The organism is Streptomyces sp. WM6386 (genome assembly GCF_000972385.1).
In the GTDB taxonomy this organism is placed as follows: Bacteria; Actinomycetota; Actinomycetes; order Streptomycetales; family Streptomycetaceae; genus Streptomyces.
Map to the genome: position 1 here is coordinate 108,611 of NZ_JXTE01000005.1, position 16,663 is coordinate 125,273.

13 protein-coding genes and 1 riboswitch are annotated in these 16,663 nt (G+C 70.3%); of the genes, 9 read left to right on the forward strand and 4 right to left on the reverse strand.

Annotated features, from left to right (window positions below; genetic code table 11):
* Nucleotides 1-1,167 (forward strand): citrate synthase/methylcitrate synthase, encoded by a 1,167-nt coding sequence (locus TN53_RS04745; protein ID WP_046257068.1) that lies wholly within the window; start codon nt 1-3, stop codon nt 1,165-1,167.
* Nucleotides 1,168-1,409: 242 nt separating this feature from the next.
* Here the strand turns inward: TN53_RS04745 and TN53_RS04750 are convergent, their stop codons facing one another.
* Both TN53_RS04750 and TN53_RS04755 read right to left on the reverse strand, forming a co-directional pair.
* The gene (locus TN53_RS04750) at nt 1,410-1,646 is read right to left on the reverse strand and encodes a hypothetical protein (RefSeq protein ID WP_046257069.1); all 237 of its coding nucleotides are present in this window, start codon (nt 1,644-1,646) and stop codon (nt 1,410-1,412) included.
* Nucleotides 1,647-1,901: 255 nt separating this feature from the next.
* A complete protein-coding gene (locus tag TN53_RS04755) occupies nt 1,902-2,423 on the reverse strand; it encodes a DUF6082 family protein (RefSeq protein ID WP_046257070.1) in 522 nt (173 codons plus the stop codon).
* Nucleotides 2,424-2,747: 324 nt separating this feature from the next.
* Here TN53_RS04755 and TN53_RS04760 point away from each other — a divergent pair, with 324 nt between their 5' ends.
* Nucleotides 2,748-3,812 (forward strand): CobW family GTP-binding protein, encoded by a 1,065-nt coding sequence (locus TN53_RS04760; protein WP_046257071.1) that lies wholly within the window; start codon nt 2,748-2,750, stop codon nt 3,810-3,812.
* On the opposite strand, the gene TN53_RS04765 is transcribed toward TN53_RS04760, so the two are convergent.
* Nucleotides 3,809-6,268: a DNA gyrase/topoisomerase IV subunit A gene (locus TN53_RS04765; protein WP_046257072.1), complete on the reverse strand. Its 2,460-nt coding sequence runs from the start codon at nt 6,266-6,268 to the stop codon at nt 3,809-3,811. The two genes, TN53_RS04760 and TN53_RS04765, sit on opposite strands and share 4 nt — an antisense overlap.
* A gap of 315 nt (nt 6,269-6,583) precedes the next feature.
* Between TN53_RS04765 and TN53_RS04770 the strand changes: the two genes are divergently transcribed.
* The 4 genes from TN53_RS04770 to TN53_RS04785 all read left to right on the forward strand — a co-directional run bounded on the left by TN53_RS04770 (nt 6,584) and on the right by TN53_RS04785 (nt 11,398).
* Nucleotides 6,584-7,978, forward strand: coding sequence for a M16 family metallopeptidase (locus TN53_RS04770; RefSeq protein ID WP_046257073.1), 1,395 nt, complete (start codon nt 6,584-6,586; stop codon nt 7,976-7,978).
* A complete protein-coding gene (locus TN53_RS04775; protein WP_046257074.1) occupies nt 7,975-9,378 on the forward strand; it encodes a M16 family metallopeptidase in 1,404 nt (467 codons plus the stop codon). The genes TN53_RS04770 and TN53_RS04775 overlap by 4 nt, the downstream gene beginning before the upstream one ends.
* A 190-nt stretch (nt 9,379-9,568) precedes the next feature.
* Nucleotides 9,569-9,738, forward strand: a riboswitch (cyclic di-AMP (ydaO/yuaA leader).
* 12 nt (nt 9,739-9,750) lie between these two features.
* Nucleotides 9,751-10,515 carry a M23 family metallopeptidase gene (locus TN53_RS04780; RefSeq protein ID WP_046257075.1) on the forward strand — a complete coding sequence of 255 codons (765 nt, stop codon included), beginning with the start codon at nt 9,751-9,753 and terminating at the stop codon, nt 10,513-10,515.
* Between the two features lie 187 nt (nt 10,516-10,702).
* Complete coding sequence (locus tag TN53_RS04785) at nt 10,703-11,398, forward strand: GntR family transcriptional regulator (RefSeq protein ID WP_046257076.1); 696 nt, start codon at nt 10,703-10,705, stop codon at nt 11,396-11,398.
* 137 nt (nt 11,399-11,535) lie between these two features.
* On the opposite strand, the gene TN53_RS04790 is transcribed toward TN53_RS04785, so the two are convergent.
* Nucleotides 11,536-11,817 (reverse strand): HPr family phosphocarrier protein, encoded by a 282-nt coding sequence (locus tag TN53_RS04790; RefSeq protein ID WP_046257077.1) that lies wholly within the window; start codon nt 11,815-11,817, stop codon nt 11,536-11,538.
* A gap of 199 nt (nt 11,818-12,016) precedes the next feature.
* Between TN53_RS04790 and TN53_RS04795 the strand changes: the two genes are divergently transcribed.
* Genes TN53_RS04795 through TN53_RS04805 form a run of 3 tightly spaced genes read left to right on the forward strand, consistent with a single transcriptional unit; the run spans nt 12,017 to nt 16,661 of the window.
* Nucleotides 12,017-14,827: a bifunctional GNAT family N-acetyltransferase/acetate--CoA ligase family protein gene (locus TN53_RS04795; RefSeq protein ID WP_046257078.1), complete on the forward strand. Its 2,811-nt coding sequence runs from the start codon at nt 12,017-12,019 to the stop codon at nt 14,825-14,827.
* 53 nt (nt 14,828-14,880) lie between these two features.
* A complete protein-coding gene (locus TN53_RS04800) occupies nt 14,881-15,468 on the forward strand; it encodes a DUF5998 family protein (RefSeq protein ID WP_046257079.1) in 588 nt (195 codons plus the stop codon).
* On the forward strand, nt 15,468-16,661 hold the full coding sequence (locus TN53_RS04805; protein WP_046257080.1) for an alkaline phosphatase family protein: 1,194 nt from the start codon (nt 15,468-15,470) through the stop codon (nt 16,659-16,661). Before TN53_RS04800 ends, TN53_RS04805 begins: the two co-directional genes overlap by 1 nt.
* Nucleotides 16,662-16,663 lie beyond the last annotated feature (2 nt).

The window sequence follows — 16,663 nt, forward strand, 5'->3', positions numbered from 1 at the left end:
ATGTCCGTCAACAGGACCGCAGCCACCCTCGTCGACGTACCGCGAGGACTCGCGGGTGTCGTCGTCACCGACACGGAGATCGGTGATGTCCGGGGGCTCGAGGGCTTCTATCACTACCGCCAGTACTCGGCCGTCGAACTCGCGCAGACCCGCGGCTTCGAGGACGTCTGGCATCTCCTGGTCCACGGCGAACTGCCGGACGCCGAACGTGGCGCCGCCTTCGCCGCCGAGACCGCCGCGCTGCGCCGGCTGCCCGACGAGGTACGGGCGGCGCTGCCCGCCGTCGCGGCGGCGAGCGCGGTCTCCGGCCCGCTCGCCGGGATGCGCACGGCGCTGTCGCTGCTGGGCGCGGCGAAGGGATTTCGCCCGGTGTACGACATCGACGCGGACGAACGTCGGCGGGACACAGTCGTGGCGGCCGCGGCCGTGCCGACCCTGCTCACCGCGCTGCACCGGCTGGGGCAGGGGCTGGAACCCGTGGAGCCGCGCGAGGACCTGTCCTACGCGGCCAACTACCTCTCCATGTTGACGGGTTCGGAGCCGGATCCACGCTCCGCCCGGGCGATCGAGCAATACTTGATCTCAACCATTGATCACGGCTTCAATGCATCAACCTTCACGGCGCGCGTCATCACCTCGACGGGTGCGGATGTCGCGGCGTGTCTCGTGGGTGCGGTCGGGGCGCTGTCGGGGCCGTTGCACGGCGGTGCGCCCAGTCGTGCGCTGGACACCCTCGATGCGATCGGTACGCCTGACCGTATCGATCCCTGGATTCGCGAACGAGTCCTCGCCGGCGAGCGCATCATGGGCTTCGGCCACGCCATCTACCGCACCGAGGACCCGCGCTCCCGCATGCTGCGCGAGGTCGCCGAGCGGTTCGGCGGCCCGCGCGTCGCCTTCGCCGTCGAGGTCGAGCGTCAGATCGAGGCCATCCTGGCCGAACTGAAGCCCGGTCGCGAACTCCACACCAACGTCGAGTTCTACGCGGGCGTGGTCATGGAACTCTGCGGCCTGCCCCGCGAGATGTTCACCCCGACCTTCGCGGCGGGGCGGGTGGTGGGCTGGAGTGCCAACATCCTGGAGCAGGCGCAGGATTCGAAGATCATCAGGCCGGTGGCGCGGTATGTGGGGCCGGGGGCGCCGGTGGCGGTGCCGTTGACGGCCTGATCCGAGGTGGTGTTACGTGTCCGCCCCGGAGGCAGGCGGTCATGTCGTGCGGTACAGGTTGGCGTGGGCCCGCTCGAATACGTCGGGACACTGGCGCCGATGGTGCTGCCCCAGAGCTGGGGTGCGCGTCCACGGCCGTGTCATGACAAGGCCCGGCGTCGTGTCGATGCCGGGCCGCAGATGTTTCGGCCGGTGCTGGGGCCGACGGTGCCCCGGCTGACTGGATCGCCGTGCTGCTGTCCTTAAGCGTCCGGGATGTCGTTTTTCGCCCGCACCAAGGTCTCGCGCGTGATGATCACGATCCGCTCGTAGTCGGCCCGGGCGGCGTCGGCGGGAAGCTCGGGGTCGAGCTCCTCGGTTGCTTCTCGCCCGATGACGGCGAAGCTGCCGTCGCTCAGTTCGAAGATGTCCGGGCATGTCTGGCCCGAACCACTGCCACGTTCGCGAGGCGAAGCGCCGACTCGACGTACGATCTTCAAGTCCGTTCCTATATCGGTCTAGGGACGGGCCGGCACACGCGCAGGGCGACGCGCGGGCTGATGACCTCTCCAGCGTCCATGTAGCTCATGTGGTGGGGCCCACGGATGCCAGAGAGCCGCATCCTTGTGGGGTTGGCGGCCCTACGCAGCACAATGGGAGCCCGTGCGGGATGTTTACCTCGCGCAGGCTCTGGGTAGAGTAGCGGCTCAGCCGGTCACGCGTCTTCTGTACACGCGGCATCGACGAGCAACCGCTTAGTCCTCGGGTGCTTCGCCGATCACCCACCACTCGTCGAAATCGCCGTCGTTCTGGTCCTGGCTCAGCCGGTCCATCTCCTCCACCAGTCCGTCCATCATGCGGCCCAGCTCGGCTTCCTTCGATGCCTCGGGCAGGCTCTTGCGGTGGTGACGGGTCGCTGACCAGTACTCCCTGAAGACATCGTTCCGGCATATCACCCGAAGGTGTCCATAGAGTTCCGTGATGCTCCATGCGCCGATGCGGTGGTAGTAGAGCGCGTTGACGTACAGGACGTTCGCGAACAGGTACTGGCGCTGCCTCTCCGGCGGGATGTCGGTCTCGTACGTGTCCAGCACTGAGGCCAGGGCCGGATCGTCCATGGCCTTGCACAGCAGGTCGAAGTGGAGACGGTGCTGCTCGGTGAGTGCGGCATGCTTGCGATGACGTGAGCTCCGTTCCGCGACGGCGTTCGCGGCGCTCGCCAGCTTCGCCTTCGTTACGGAACCGAACTCCCGTATCCCAAATTTCTGTGTGGCCATGTCAACAACCCCCGAATCAGGCGGCCGTCCGCCGGTCGTCGGGGTGCGGGTCGACGGGAGGGGACCGGCGAGCGATGGGCGGCGCTTGCCGTCTCCCAGAATGCCGAGCGGCTCTGATCGGCGGGGAGGCGGAGAGGAGGCGCACGGAAGGAAGCGAGGGTCGCACGCACCGGCGCCTTGCCCAACGTCTGCCCCGCAAGTGCTGCTAACAATCGTTCACTTCACGGTCATTCTTCCGGCTCGTATCCTGGTCCGGCATTCAATCCTCGTACGTGCGCCGGGCCCACGATCCGGTGCACGCATCGGTGTCAGAGAGGTCGCACGTTGAGTCAGCCGAGCCTCAGCCGTCGGCAGATCCCGGTCGTCGTCCTTGCCGGATTCCTCGGTTCCGGCAAGACCACCCTCCTCAACCACCTCCTGCACCGCAGCGGAGGCAGTCGTATCGGTGCGATCGTCAACGACTTCGGGGCCATCGAGATCGACGCCATGGCCGTCGCGGGCGCCCTGGGCGACTCCACCGTCTCCCTCGGCAACGGCTGCCTGTGCTGCGCCGTCGACGCCGAGGAACTGGACGTGTACCTCGAACGGCTTGCCCGTCCGGACACCGGCATCGACGTGATCGTCATCGAGGCCAGCGGGCTCGCCGAACCCCAGGAACTCGTGCGCATGGTGCTCGCGAGTGAGCATCCGGGGATCGTCTACGGCGGACTCGTCGAGGTCGTCGACGCCGCCGAGTTCGACGACACCCGCGCCAAGCACCCCGAGATCGACCGGCATCTCGCCCTCGCCGACCTCGTCGTGGTCAACAAGCTCGACCGGGCGGCCGACGGCGAGCGCGTCCTGGGACTCGTACGGTCCCTCGTCGACCGTGCCGCCGTGGTGCCCGCCGCCTACGGCCGCATCGACCCCGAGTTCCTCTTCGACTGCCGGCCCGGCGAGGAGCGGATCGGTCAGCTCTCCTTCGACGACCTGCACCATCACGGGGACGAGATGCACGAGGGGCATCTGCACTCCGCGTACGAGAGCCTCTCCTTCGTCTCCGAGACGCCGGTGGATCCGCGCCGGCTGATGCGGTTCCTCGACAGTCGGCCCGAGGGGCTGTACCGGATCAAGGGGTACGTCGACTTCGGCGCGTACGACACCCGGAACCGTTACGCCGTCCATGCCGTCGGGCGGTTCCTGCGCTTCTACCCGGAGCCCTGGCCCGCGGACGCCGGGCGCCTCAGCCAGCTGGTCCTCATCGGCTCCGGTATCGACGTGCCCGCGCTCGGCAAGGAACTGGAGGAGTGCGGGAGCGACGCCCCGCACACCGCCGACGAGCACGGAATGTGGGGCGTCCTGCGCTACGTACAGGATCCCGAAGAAGACCTTCAGGACCCCGCGTTCTAGACCGGTCCCGCCACCACCGACACCGTCTTCGCCAGCGACACCCCTGAACCGTCACGGCGCGGGTCGATCTCCGGCAGGTCCGCCGGTGTGCCGTTCTTCTGCGCGGCGCGGGCCGGTACGGCACCCGCCCAGGCCAGGGACAGACAGTCCTCGCCCTTAAGGAACCGCTGGCAGCGGACACCGCCGGTGGCGCGGCCCTTGCGCGGATACTGGTCGAACGGGGTCAGCTTGGCCGTCGTCTGGACGGAGTCGTCCAGCGTGCCGCGCGAGCCCGCGACCGTGAAGACGACCGCGTCCACGGCCGGGTCCACCGCGGTGAAGCAGATGACCTTTGCGCCGTCCGTGAGCTTGACGCCCGCCATGCCTCCCGCGGGCCGGCCCTGCGGGCGGACCTGCGCGGCCTGGTAGCGCAGCAACTGCGCGTCGTCCGTGATGAAGACCAGGTCCTCCTCACCGGTGCGCAGCTCGACCGCGCCGACGATCCGGTCACCGTCCCTCAGCGTGATGACCTCCAACTCCTCCTTGTTGGACGGATAGTCGGGCACCACACGCTTGACCACACCCTGCTCCGTGCCGAGCGCCAGCCCCGGCGACGACTCGTCGAGGGTCATCAGGCAGACCAGTGTCTCGCCGTCCCCCAGGGAGACGAACTCCGTCAGCGGAGCCCCTCCGGCGAGGTTCGGCGCCGACGCCGTATCCGGCAGTTGCGGCAGGTCGATGACGTTGATCCGCAGCAGCCGGCCGCTCGACGTCACCGCGCCCACCTCACCGCGCGCGGTCGCCGGGACCGCCGAGACGATCACGTCGTGCTTCACGCGCCGGCTGTCCGCGTCCTCCGGGAAGGGTTCGCCGTTCGCCGTACGGGCCAGCAGACCCGTCGAGGACAGCAGCACCCGGCACGGGTCGTCCGCCACCTGCAGCGGAACGCCGACCGCGGGGGCCACCGCTCCCGCCTCCAGCAGGACCGTACGCCGGTCGGTGCCGAACTTCTTGGCCACCGCCGCCAGTTCGGTGGAGACCAGCTTGCGCAGTTCCGTGTCCGAGTCGAGGATCCGGGTCAGCTCCTCGATCTCCGCGTTGAGCCGGTCCTTCTCGGACTCCAGCTCGATGCGGTCGAACCTGGTGAGGCGGCGCAGCGGCGTGTCCAGGATGTACTGCGTCTGGATCTCGCTCAGCGAGAAGCGTTCCATCAGGCGCTGCTTGGCCTGCGCGGAGTTGTCGCTGGAGCGGATGAGGCGAATGACCTCGTCGATGTCGACGAGCGCCGTGAGCAGGCCCTCCACCAGGTGCAGACGGTCACGGCGCTTGGTACGGCGGAACTCGCTGCGCCGGCGCACGACCTCGAAGCGGTGGTCGAGATAGACCTCCAGGAGCTCCTTGAGGCCCAGCGTCAGCGGCTGGCCGTCCACCAGCGCGACGTTGTTGATGCCGAAGGACTCCTCCATCGGCGTCAGCTTGTACAGCTGCTCCAGGACCGCCTCCGGCACGAAGCCGTTCTTGATCTCGATGACCAGGCGCAGGCCGTGCGCACGGTCGGTGAGGTCCTTGACGTCGGCGATGCCCTGGATCTTCTTCGAGCCGACCAGGTCCTTGATCTTGGCGATGACCTTCTCCGGGCCGACCGCGAAGGGCAGTTCGGTGATGACCAGACCCTTGCGGCGGGCCGTGACGGTGTCCACCGACACCGTGGCGCGGATCTTGAAGGTGCCACGGCCCGTCTCGTACGCGTCCCGGATGCCGGCCAGGCCGACGATCCGGCCGCCGGTGGGCAGGTCGGGGCCCGGGACGTACTTCATCAGGGTCTCGAGATCCGCGTTGGGGTGGCGGATCAGATGGCGGGCGGCCGCGATGACCTCGGAGAGGTTGTGCGGGGGCATGTTCGTGGCCATGCCGACCGCGATGCCCGACGCGCCGTTCACCAGCAGGTTCGGGAACGCGGCGGGCAGCGCCACCGGCTCCTGCTCCTGGCCGTCGTAGTTGGGGCCGAAGTCGACCGTGTCCTCGTCGATCGACTCGGTCATCAGGCTCGTCGCCTCGGCCTGCCGGCACTCGGTGTACCGCATGGCGGCCGGCGGGTCGTCGTTGCCCAGCGAACCGAAGTTGCCGTGGCCGTCGACCAGGGGAACGCGCATGGAGAAGGGCTGCGCCATGCGCACCAGGGCGTCGTAGATCGACGCGTCGCCGTGCGGGTGCAGCTTGCCCATGACCTCGCCGACGACACGGGCGCACTTCACATAGCCGCGATCGGGGCGCAGGCCCATCTCGTTCATCTGGTAGACGATGCGGCGGTGCACCGGCTTGAGGCCGTCGCGGGCGTCCGGCAGGGCGCGGGAGTAGATGACCGAGTACGCGTACTCGAGGAAGGAGCCCTGCATCTCGTCGACGACGTCGATGTCGAGGATCTTCTCCTCGAACGAGTCGTCGGGCGGCGGGGTCTTCGTGCTTCGGCGGGCCATCGCTGCCGGCTCCTCTTTTCTGGTCGCTCGCCTTCGGGTCGCGCCCCTTCGGCTCACTCTTGCTGAAGCGTGAACGGGATCTGACGCGGACCATTGTGGACCGCGGCACTGACAACGCGGACGACGACCCGGCGTCAGCCGTCCCGCCGGGTGTTCACTCGTACGGCACGCGGCCCCCGCCCGCAGGCTACGGGATCTCGCTGTCGGCGTACGACCACCGGGAACTTCACCGGCGCTCCGCACGCTTGCATACAGTGGCAGGACCGGCAGAAAAACGCGGTTCAGATCAACCGCACCGCCATCGAAGGGACGTACATGCCCATGGGTCACACGGCCACAGACCAGGCAGGCACCGGAGGCCTGACAGCAACGGAGCACCGCCTGGCCAACGGGCTGCGCGTGGTGCTCTCCGAGGACCACCTGACCCCGGTCGCGGCGGTGTGCCTCTGGTACGACGTCGGCTCGCGTCACGAGGTCAAGGGCCGTACCGGCCTGGCTCACCTCTTCGAGCACCTGATGTTCCAGGGCTCCGGACAGGTCAAGGGCAACGGCCACTTCGAGCTCGTCCAGGGCGCGGGCGGCTCGCTCAACGGCACCACGAGCTTCGAGCGCACCAACTACTTCGAGACCATGCCCACCCACCAGCTGGAGCTCGCCCTCTGGCTGGAGGCCGACCGCATGGGCTCGCTGCTCGCCGCCCTCGACGACGAGTCGATGGAGAACCAGCGGGACGTCGTCAAGAACGAGCGCCGTCAGCGCTACGACAACGTCCCCTACGGCACGGCGTTCGAGAAGCTGACCGCCCTCGCCTACCCCGAGGGTCACCCGTACCACCACACACCGATCGGTTCGATGGCAGACCTGGACGCGGCCACGCTGGAGGACGCGCGCGCGTTCTTCCGGACGTACTACGCGCCGGGCAACGCGGTGCTGTCCGTCGTCGGCGACATCGACCCCGAGCAGACGCTCGCCTGGATCGAGAAGTACTTCGGCTCGATCGCGTCCCACGACGGCAAGCCCGCCCCGCGCGACGGCTCGCTGCCCGAGGTCATCGGCGAGCAGCTGCGCGAGGTCGTCGAGGAAGAGGTGCCCGCGCGCGCGTTGATGGCGGCGTACCGGCTGCCGCACGACGGCACGCGCGACGCCGACGCGGCCGACCTGGCGCTCACCGTCCTCGGCGGCGGCGAGTCCTCCCGCCTCTACAACCGGCTGGTACGCCGCGACCGTACGGCTGTCGCCGCCGGCTTCGGCCTGCTGCGGCTCGCCGGGGCACCCTCCCTGGGGTGGCTGGACGTGAAGACGTCCGGTGACGTCGAGGTGCCGGTCATCGAGGCGGCGATCGACGAGGAGCTCGCCCGGTTCGCCGCGGAGGGCCCCACGGCCGAGGAAATGGAGCGCGCCCAGGCCCAGTTGGAGCGCGAGTGGCTGGACCGGCTCGGCACCGTCGCGGGCCGCGCCGACGAACTGTGCCGCTACGCCGTCCTGTTCGGCGACCCGCAGCTCGCCCTCACCGCCGTCAACCGGGTGCTCGAGGTGAGCGCCCAGGAGGTCCAGGAGGTCGCCAAGGCCCGCCTGCGCCCCGACAACCGCGCGGTGCTCGTCTACGAGCCCGTCTCCGCGGAGACCGCCGAGGACGCGGATCCCCCGGAGGACCCCGAGGCCGAGGCCACCGTCGAGGCCGGCGACAAGAACGAGGAGGCGGCCAAGTGACCGAGCTCGCCACGATGGAATTCCACCCCCGGCCGCAGGCGGGCGAGGCACGGCCGTGGGCCTTCCCGGCCCCCGAGCGCGGCACGCTCGACAACGGCCTGACGGTCCTGCGCTGTCACCGCCCCGGCCAGCAGGTCGTTGCCGTCGAGGTCCTCCTCGACGCTCCGCTGGACGCCGAGCCGGCCGGCCTGGACGGCGTCGCCACGATCATGGCGCGGGCCTTCTCGGAGGGCACCGACAAGCACAGCGCCGAGGAGTTCGCCGCCGAGCTGGAGCGGGCCGGCGCCACCCTCGACGCCCACGCCGACCACCCCGGCGTACGGCTGAGCCTCGAGGTCCCGGCGTCGCGGCTGCCCAAGGCGCTCGGTCTGCTGGCCGACGCCCTCAGGGCGCCCGCGTTCGCGGACAGCGAGGTCGAGCGTCTCGTCACCAACCGCCTGGACGAGATCCCGCACGAGCTGGCCAACCCCTCGCGCCGGGCCGCCAAGGAGCTCTCCAGGACCCTGTTCCCGGCGGACCTGCGCATGTCCCGCCCGCGCCAGGGCACCGAGGAGACTGTCCAGAACATCGACTCCGCGGCTGTACGGGCCTTCTACGAGAAGCACGTCCGCCCGGCCACCGGCACCGTCGTGGTCGTCGGTGACCTCACCGGCATCGACCTCGACGCGCTGCTCGGCGACACCCTCGGCTCGTGGACCGGCTCCCAGGCCGAACCGCGTCCGGTGCCTCCGATCACCGCCGACGACACGGGCCGGGTCGTCGTCGTGGACCGCCCCGGCGCCGTCCAGACGCAGCTGCTGATCGGCCGTATCGGCGCCGACCGGCACGACCGTGTGTGGGCCGCGCAGGTGCTCGGCACGTACTGCCTCGGTGGCACCCTCACCTCCCGCCTGGACCGCGTCCTGCGCGAGGAGAAGGGCTACACCTACGGCGTGCGCGCCTTCGGGCAGGTCCTCAGGTCCGCCGCCCCTTCCTCCCCCGGAGGGGCTACGGGCGCCGCGATGCTCGCCATCAGCGGCTCCGTCGACACCCCGAACACCGGTCCTGCCCTGGACGACCTGTGGACGGTCCTGCGCACCCTCGCCGCGGAGGGGCTCACCGACGCCGAGCGGGATGTCGCCGTGCAGAACCTCGTCGGCGTGGCCCCGCTGAAGTACGAGACCGCGGCGGCCGTCGCGAGCACGCTGGCCGACCAGGTCGAGCAGCACCTGCCCGACGACTACCAGGCCACGCTGTACCGGCAGCTCGCCGCGACCGGCACCGTGGAGGCCACCGCGGCGGCCGTCAACGCCTTCCCGGTGGACCGGCTGGTGACGGTCCTGGTCGGCGACGCGTCCGCGATCAGGGAGTCCGTGGAGGCCCTCGGCATCGGCGAAGTCACCGTCGTCACGGCCGAGTAGAGGCACGCGCGCGTGGGAGCCCTGGTGACTGGAGTGTCACCAGGGCTCCTTAATGTCCGAATTGAAGGTCAGTTGCCTGTTTGCCCTGTGGGATGCGCTACAAAAGCCGTGATCCGTTTGGGGATTGAAAGTGGCCCCGCTTAGCGTCTTCCCGGCTGTCCGTCAGGCAGTGCGCCGCGCCCGCGGCACCGGACAGCCATCGCCGAGTCCCCGTACGGCGCGAGCCAGGGGAGCCGGGGACCCACATATATGTAGTCCCTGGGGTGAATCGGACGCCCGCGCGTGCAGCGAGGGGGTCCGTAGGAGACCTTCCTGCTCCGAACCCGTCAGCTAACCCGGTAGGCGAGAGGGAAGGAAAGGACCAGCCACTACATGGCGTTCACGCGCGCCGCCGGGAAGCACCGCCGTCCCAGCCGGATGAAGCGCACCACCGCCCACGTGGCGGGGGTCGCGGCACTCACCACCACCGGCGTCATAGGCACCCTCGCCGCCCCGGCCCTCGCCGCGGAGCCCGCGGCCGAGCAGACCGGCCTCACCCCGGTCATCACCCTCGGCGACTCGGTCGCCGCCCAGATCGACGCCCAGGCCGAGGCCCAGCAGCAGGCGGCCATCGAGGCCGCCCAGCAGAAGGCCGAGGAGGAGGCGCGCAAGAAGGCCGCCGCCAAGGCCAAGAAGGAGCGCGAGGCCAAGGAGCGCGCCGCCCGCGCGGCCGCCGAGCGCAAGCGCCTCAACACCTACGTCTCCCCGATCTCGGGCTCGTACATCTCCACCGGCTACAAGGCCGGCGGCGCCGTCTGGTCCTCCGGCAGCCACACCGGCGTCGACTTCCACGCCGCCAGCGGCACCTCCGTCCGCTCGGTCGGCTCCGGCACGGTCGTCGAGGCCGGCTGGGGCGGGTCGTACGGCAACAACATCGTGATCAAGATGAACGACGGCACGTACACCCAGTACGGGCACCTGTCGTCGATCGGTGTCTCGGTGGGTCAGACGGTCACCCCGGGCCGGCAGATCGGCCTCTCCGGCGCGACCGGCAACGTCACCGGGCCGCACCTGCACTTCGAGGCGCGTACGACCGCGGAGTACGGCTCGGACATCGACCCCGTCGCCTACCTGCGTTCGCATGGTGTGAACGTCTGACGACGGACCGCAAGATCTCCTGGAACCCCGGCTCCCCGAGCCGGGGTTTCGCCGTTTTTGCCACCCGCCTGTCCAAAAAATATCCATGGATTCCGGCCCGCCATCGGAAATTCCCGCTCTTTGCAATAGAGTCACTGAACACACGTCAATCGTCGACGTTTCACGGGGATTAAAGCGGAGGTCGGTCATGCGTATTCCGGCGCACTCGGTATGCACGGCGATCCGGGACGACATCGTCGCGGGTGTCTACGAGCGCGGCAGCCGGCTCACCGAGGAACTGCTCGCCCGGCGCTACGGCGTCTCGCGCGTCCCCGTCCGGGAGGCGCTGCGCACCCTGGAGGCCGAGGGCTTCGTGGTGACGCGGCGGCACGCGGGCGCGTGCGTGGCCGAACCGACCGAGCAGGAGGCCGCCGACCTGCTCGAGATGCGGATGCTCCTGGAGCCCCTGGGTGCCTCCCGGGCCGCCCAGCGGCGCACCGAGGCGCATCTGAAGGTCCTGCGTGGTCTGGTCAGGCTGGGCCAGGAACGGGCCAGGCGGGGCAACAGCGATGACCTGCGGTCCCTGGGCGGCTGGTTCCACGAGACGCTCGCCCAGGCCTCCGGCAGCCCCGCTCTCACCTCGATGCTGACCCAGCTGCGGCACAAGATCTCCTGGATGTACGCCGTGGACGCCCCGGCCAACCCCGTCGAGTCCTGGGCGGAGCACGGCGCCATCGTCGACGCCGTGGCGCGCGGTGACGGAGAGCGTGCGCGGGCGGTCACGGCTCTGCACACGGAGCACTCGACAACCGCGCACCGACTCCGATTCAACGGCACGGGAGATCGGCCGGAGCGTGTGAGAAACTCGCAACATCCCGTAAACATGCCGAGCCTGCGGCATTAACACGGGAGCCGTATACAAAGAGGCAGTAATTCGTGGGAGATTATTTCTGCTGCCTGTGAGCGGGAAATGCAAAGGGCTCGCCCGATAAATTCGGACGAGCCCTTCTGTGGTGCCGTGAATCAGTCGGCCCCGGTAAATCAGACGGTCTCGGGAAGCTCCTCGAGACCCTCGGAGACCAGCTTCGCCAGCCGGTCGAGGGCGGCGTCCGCGCCCTCGGCCTCGGAGGCGAGGACGATCTCCTCGCCGCCCTGGGCGCCGAGGCCCAGAACCGCCAGCATGGAGGCCGCGTTGACGGGGTTGCCGTCGGCCTTGGCGATCGTCACGGGGATACCGGAGGCCGTGGTGGCCCGGACGAAGATGGAAGCGGGGCGGGCGTGAAGACCCTCGGCCCAGCCGACGTTGACGCGGCGCTCAGCCATGTGATGCTGCCCTTCGGTGTTCAGGGTTGTCTAGACCAGTTTCCCACAACATGAAGTGTCTCCGGATCGGACCTGCGTCCCGTCCGGGATGAGTCGTCGGCCCGCGGCCTCGGCCCGACTTCCGTCCTTGAGCGATCCTCTTGCGTTCTCCAAAGACTGCCTCGCGCCGTTGTCGTACGCGAGCCGTAATCTGGGGCCCATGCAGACCTCGCCGGACCGGCACGAGTACCCCGCGCACTGGGAAGCCGACGTGGTGCTGCGCGACGGCGGCACCGCGCGCATCCGCCCCATCACCGTTGATGACGCCGAGCGCCTGGTCAGCTTCTACGAGCAGGTGTCGGACGAGTCGAAGTACTACCGCTTCTTCGCGCCCTACCCTCGCCTGTCCGCCAAGGACGTCCACCGCTTCACGCACCACGACTTTGTGGACCGGGTGGGACTCGCCGCCACGGTCGGCGGTGAGTTCATCGCCACCGTACGCTACGACCGCATCGGCACCGACGGAATGCCCGCGTCCGCTCCGGCCGACGAGGCCGAGGTCGCCTTCCTCGTGCAGGACGCCCACCAGGGCCGCGGCGTCGCCTCCGCCCTCCTCGAACACATCGGGGCCGTCGCCCGCGAGCGCGGCATCCGCCGCTTCGCCGCCGAGGTGCTGCCCGCCAACAACAAGATGATCAAGGTGTTCAGGGACGCCGGGTACACCCAGAAGCGCAGCTTCGAGGACGGCGTCGTCCGCCTGGAGTTCGACCTCGAACCCACCGACCGCTCCCTCGCCGTGCAGTACGCGCGCGAGCAGCGCGCCGAGGCGAGGTCGGTGCAGCGGCTGCTGACGCCCGGCTCGGTCGCCGTGATCGGCGTCGGCCGCGCCCGCGGCGGCGTGGGCCGCGGCATCTTCGACAACATCCGCGACGCCGGCTTCACGGGCCGGCTGTACGCCGTGAACCAGGCCTTCCCCGACAAGGAGCTCGACGGGGTTCCCGCCTACCGCTCGGTGCGTGACATCGAGGGGCCCGTCGACCTCGCGGTCGTGGCCGTGCCCGCCGAGCACGTCCCCCAGGTCGTCACCGAGTGCGGCGAGCACGGCGTGCAGGGACTCGTGGTGATCTCCGCCGGGTACGCCGAGAGCGGGCCCGAGGGACGCGAACGGCAGCGCGAACTCGTGCGGCACGCGCGCGCGTACGGCATGCGGATCATCGGGCCCAACGCCTTCGGCATCATCAACACCAACCCGGACGTACAGCTGAACGCGTCCCTGGCCAACGAGAAGCCCCGCCCCGGCCGTATCGGCCTCTTCGCCCAGTCCGGCGCCATCGGCATCGCGCTGCTGTCCCGGCTGCACCGACGCGGCGGCGGCGTCACGGGGACCACCGGCGTGTCCACCTTCGTCTCCTCCGGCAACCGCGCGGACGTCTCCGGCAACGATGTCCTGCAGTACTGGTACGACGACCCGGACACCGACGTCGTCCTCATGTACCTGGAGTCCATCGGCAACCCGCGCAAGTTCACCCGCCTCGCCCGCCGCACCGCGGCCGCCAAGCCGCTGGTCGTCGTCCAGAGCGCCGGTGCCGCCCCCCAGGGGCATGCCGTACGGGCCACCCGGCTGCCGCACTCGACGGTGTCCGCCCTGCTCCGGCAGGCCGGTGTGATCCGCGTGGACACGATCACCGAGCTCGTCGACACCGGCCTGCTGCTCGCCCGGCAGCCCCTCCCCGGCGGCCCGCGCGTGGCGATCCTCGGCAACTCCGAGTCCCTGGGCCTGCTGACCTACGACGCCTGCCTCTCCGAGGGGCTCAGGCCGCTGACCCCGCTGGACCTGACGACGGCCGCCTCGCCGGCGGACTTCCACACGGCCCTGTCGCGCGCGTTGGCGGACGACACCTGCGACGCGGTGGTCGTGACCGCGATACCCGCCGTGGGGGAGGGTTCCGCCGGGGACGCGGCGCTCGCCGAGGCGCTCAGGTCGGCGGCCGAGCGGGTGCCGGGCAAGCCGGTGCTGGTGGTCCATGTCGAGCTGGGCGGACTCGCGGAAGCACTGTCCGCCGCGGCCAGCACGGCACCGCAGGCCGCCACGCCGAGCGCCTCCCACCCCTTCCGCGCCCTGGACCGCCTCGCCGTCAGGACCCCGGAAGAGGCACCCCGGAGCTGCTCCCGCCTCATCCCCGCCTACCCTGCCGCAGAGCGTGCCGTCCGCGCCCTCGGCGAAGCCGTGAAGTACGCCCAGTGGCGACGCGACGCCGCCGAGCCGGGCAAGGTGCCCGAGCATGAGGACATCGACGAGAAGGGCGCCGCCGAGCTGATCGACGGCCTCCTCGCGCGCGGACAGGGCCTGACCCTCGGCACCGACGAGACCTGCGAACTCCTCGGCAAGTACGGCGTCCAGGTGCACCGGGCCCTGCCCGCACCCACCCCCGACGACGCCGCCCGAGCCGCCGCCACCCTCGGCTACCCCGTCGCCCTCAAGGCCACCGCCCCGCACCTCAGGCACCGCGCCGACCTGGGCGGCGTACGCCTTGATCTCACGGACGAGGAACAACTGCTGCGGGCCTACGCCGAGTTGACCGAGCTGTTCGGGACGCCCGAGGAGCTGCGCCCGGTCGTGCAGCGGATGGCGCCACGCGGCGTGGACACCGTCGTACGGGCCGTCATCGACCCCGCGGCCGGAGCCGTGCTCTCCTTCGGGCTCGCCGGGGCCGCCTCGCAGCTGCTCGAGGACGTCGCGCACCGGCTCATTCCGGTCACCGACCGGGAGGCGACCTCTCTGGTCCGCTCCATCCGGACGGCACCGCTCCTGTTCGGCTGGAGAGGCTCGGCGCCCGTCGACACGGCGGCCCTGGAGGAGCTTCTGCTGAGGGTGTCCCGCCTCGTCGACGACCACCCCGAGGTCGTCGCGGTGACCCTGGAACCGGTCGTCGTCGCCCCGCACGGCCTGAGCGTCCTCGGCGCGTCCGTACGCCTGGCGCCCCCGCCCGCCCGCGACGACCTCGGCCCTCGGACCCTGCCCGCGTACTGAGAACACCCCTGAGCGGTGCCTCGCAGTCAGTGGTCCCCCGTAGGATGGGGGGCATGGCCAAGACCAGTACGACGACCCAGGGGCTGCGAGCGGCGATCGAGCGCAGCGGCTACTACCCGGCCCTCGTGGCCGAGGCGGTGGAGGCCGCTGTGGGTGGCGAGCCCATCCGGTCGTACCTGGTCCACCAGGAGACGACGTTCGACCAGAACGAGGTGCGGCGGCATGTGACCGTGCTCGTCCTCACCGGCAACCGCTTCATCGTCAGCCACACCGACGAGCAGGCTGCCGACAGCACCTCCCCGACGCCCTACGCCACGACGTCCACGGAGTCCGTGAAGCTTGGCCGGATCTCGTCGGTCGTGCTCAGCCGAGTGGTCGCCAACCCGGAGCAGTACCAGCCGGGCACCCTGCCCCGCGAGGTCGTCCTGACCATCGGCTGGGGCGCCGTCTCCCGGATCGACCTGGAGCCCGCCGCCTGCGGCGACCCCAACTGCGAGGCCGACCACGGCTACACGGGCAACTCGACCGCCGACGACCTCAGCCTGCGGGTCAGCGAGGCCGGCGACGGCCCCGACACGGTCCGCCAGACCCTCGCCTTCGCCCAGTCCCTCTCCGAGGCGACCGCGGACACCGCACACTGATGGCGCAGCCCACCGCCTGGGAGCCCTACCCGGAACCACTGGCCGTCGACTCCGCACCGCTGCCCGAGTACGGCAGCGGCTCCCTCGCCGACCTCCTGCCCACGCTCGCCGCCGGCATGGGCGTACCCGGCACGACCGCCACGATCACCGAGCTGACCCCCGCCGACCGGAACTGTGTGTTCCTGATCGACGGCCTCGGCTGGGAACAACTGCTGGCGCACCCGGACGAGGCCCCCTACCTGGCCTCGCTGCTCGCGGGCTCGCGCGGCGGCACCGGCCGGCCGATCACCGCCGGCTACCCGGCGACCACCGCGACCTCCCTCGCCTCCGTCGGCACCGGACTGCCGCCGGGCGCACACGGACTGCCCGGTTACACCGTGCGCAACCCCGACACCGGCGAGCTCATGAACCAGCTGCGCTGGCAGCCGTGGACGCAGCCGCGTGTGTGGCAGCCGTACCCCACGGTCTTCCAGCTCGCCCAGGACGCGGGCGTGCACACGGCGCAGGTGTCCTCACCGACCTTCGAGAACACCCCACTGACCAAGGTCGCGCTGAGCGGCGGCAAGTTCCTCGGCCGGTTGGCGGGCGAGGACCGCATGGACCTCGCGGCCGAGCAACTGGCCGCCGCCGACCGCGCGCTGGTCTACACGTACTACGCCGAACTCGACGGCGCGGGACACCGCTTCGGCGTCGACTCCGACACCTGGCGCGGCCAGCTCATGCACGTGGACCGTCTGGTGCAGCGCCTCGCGGAACAACTCCCGCCGCGCAGCGCGCTCTACGTCACCGCGGACCACGGCATGGTCGACATCCCCTTCGACGAGCAGCACCGCATCGACTTCGACGAGGACTGGGAGCTGCGCGCCGGGGTCGCCCTGCTGGGCGGTGAGGGCCGGGCCCGCCACGTCTACGCGGTGCCGGGCGCCGAGAACGACGTCCTGACCTGCTGGCGCGAGGTGCTCGGCGAGCAGTTCTGGGTGGCCTCGCGGGACGAGGCGATCGCGGCCGGCTGGTTCGGTCCCCAGGTCGACGACCGGGTGTACGCGCGCCTCGGCGACGTGGTCGCGGCCGCGCGGGACGACGTCCTGATCATCGCGTCCGAGCGGGAGCCCAAGGAGTCGGCGATGGTCGGCAACCACGGTTCGATGACCCCCGCGGAGCAGTTGGTCCCGCTGCTCGAAGTACGCTCCTGAAA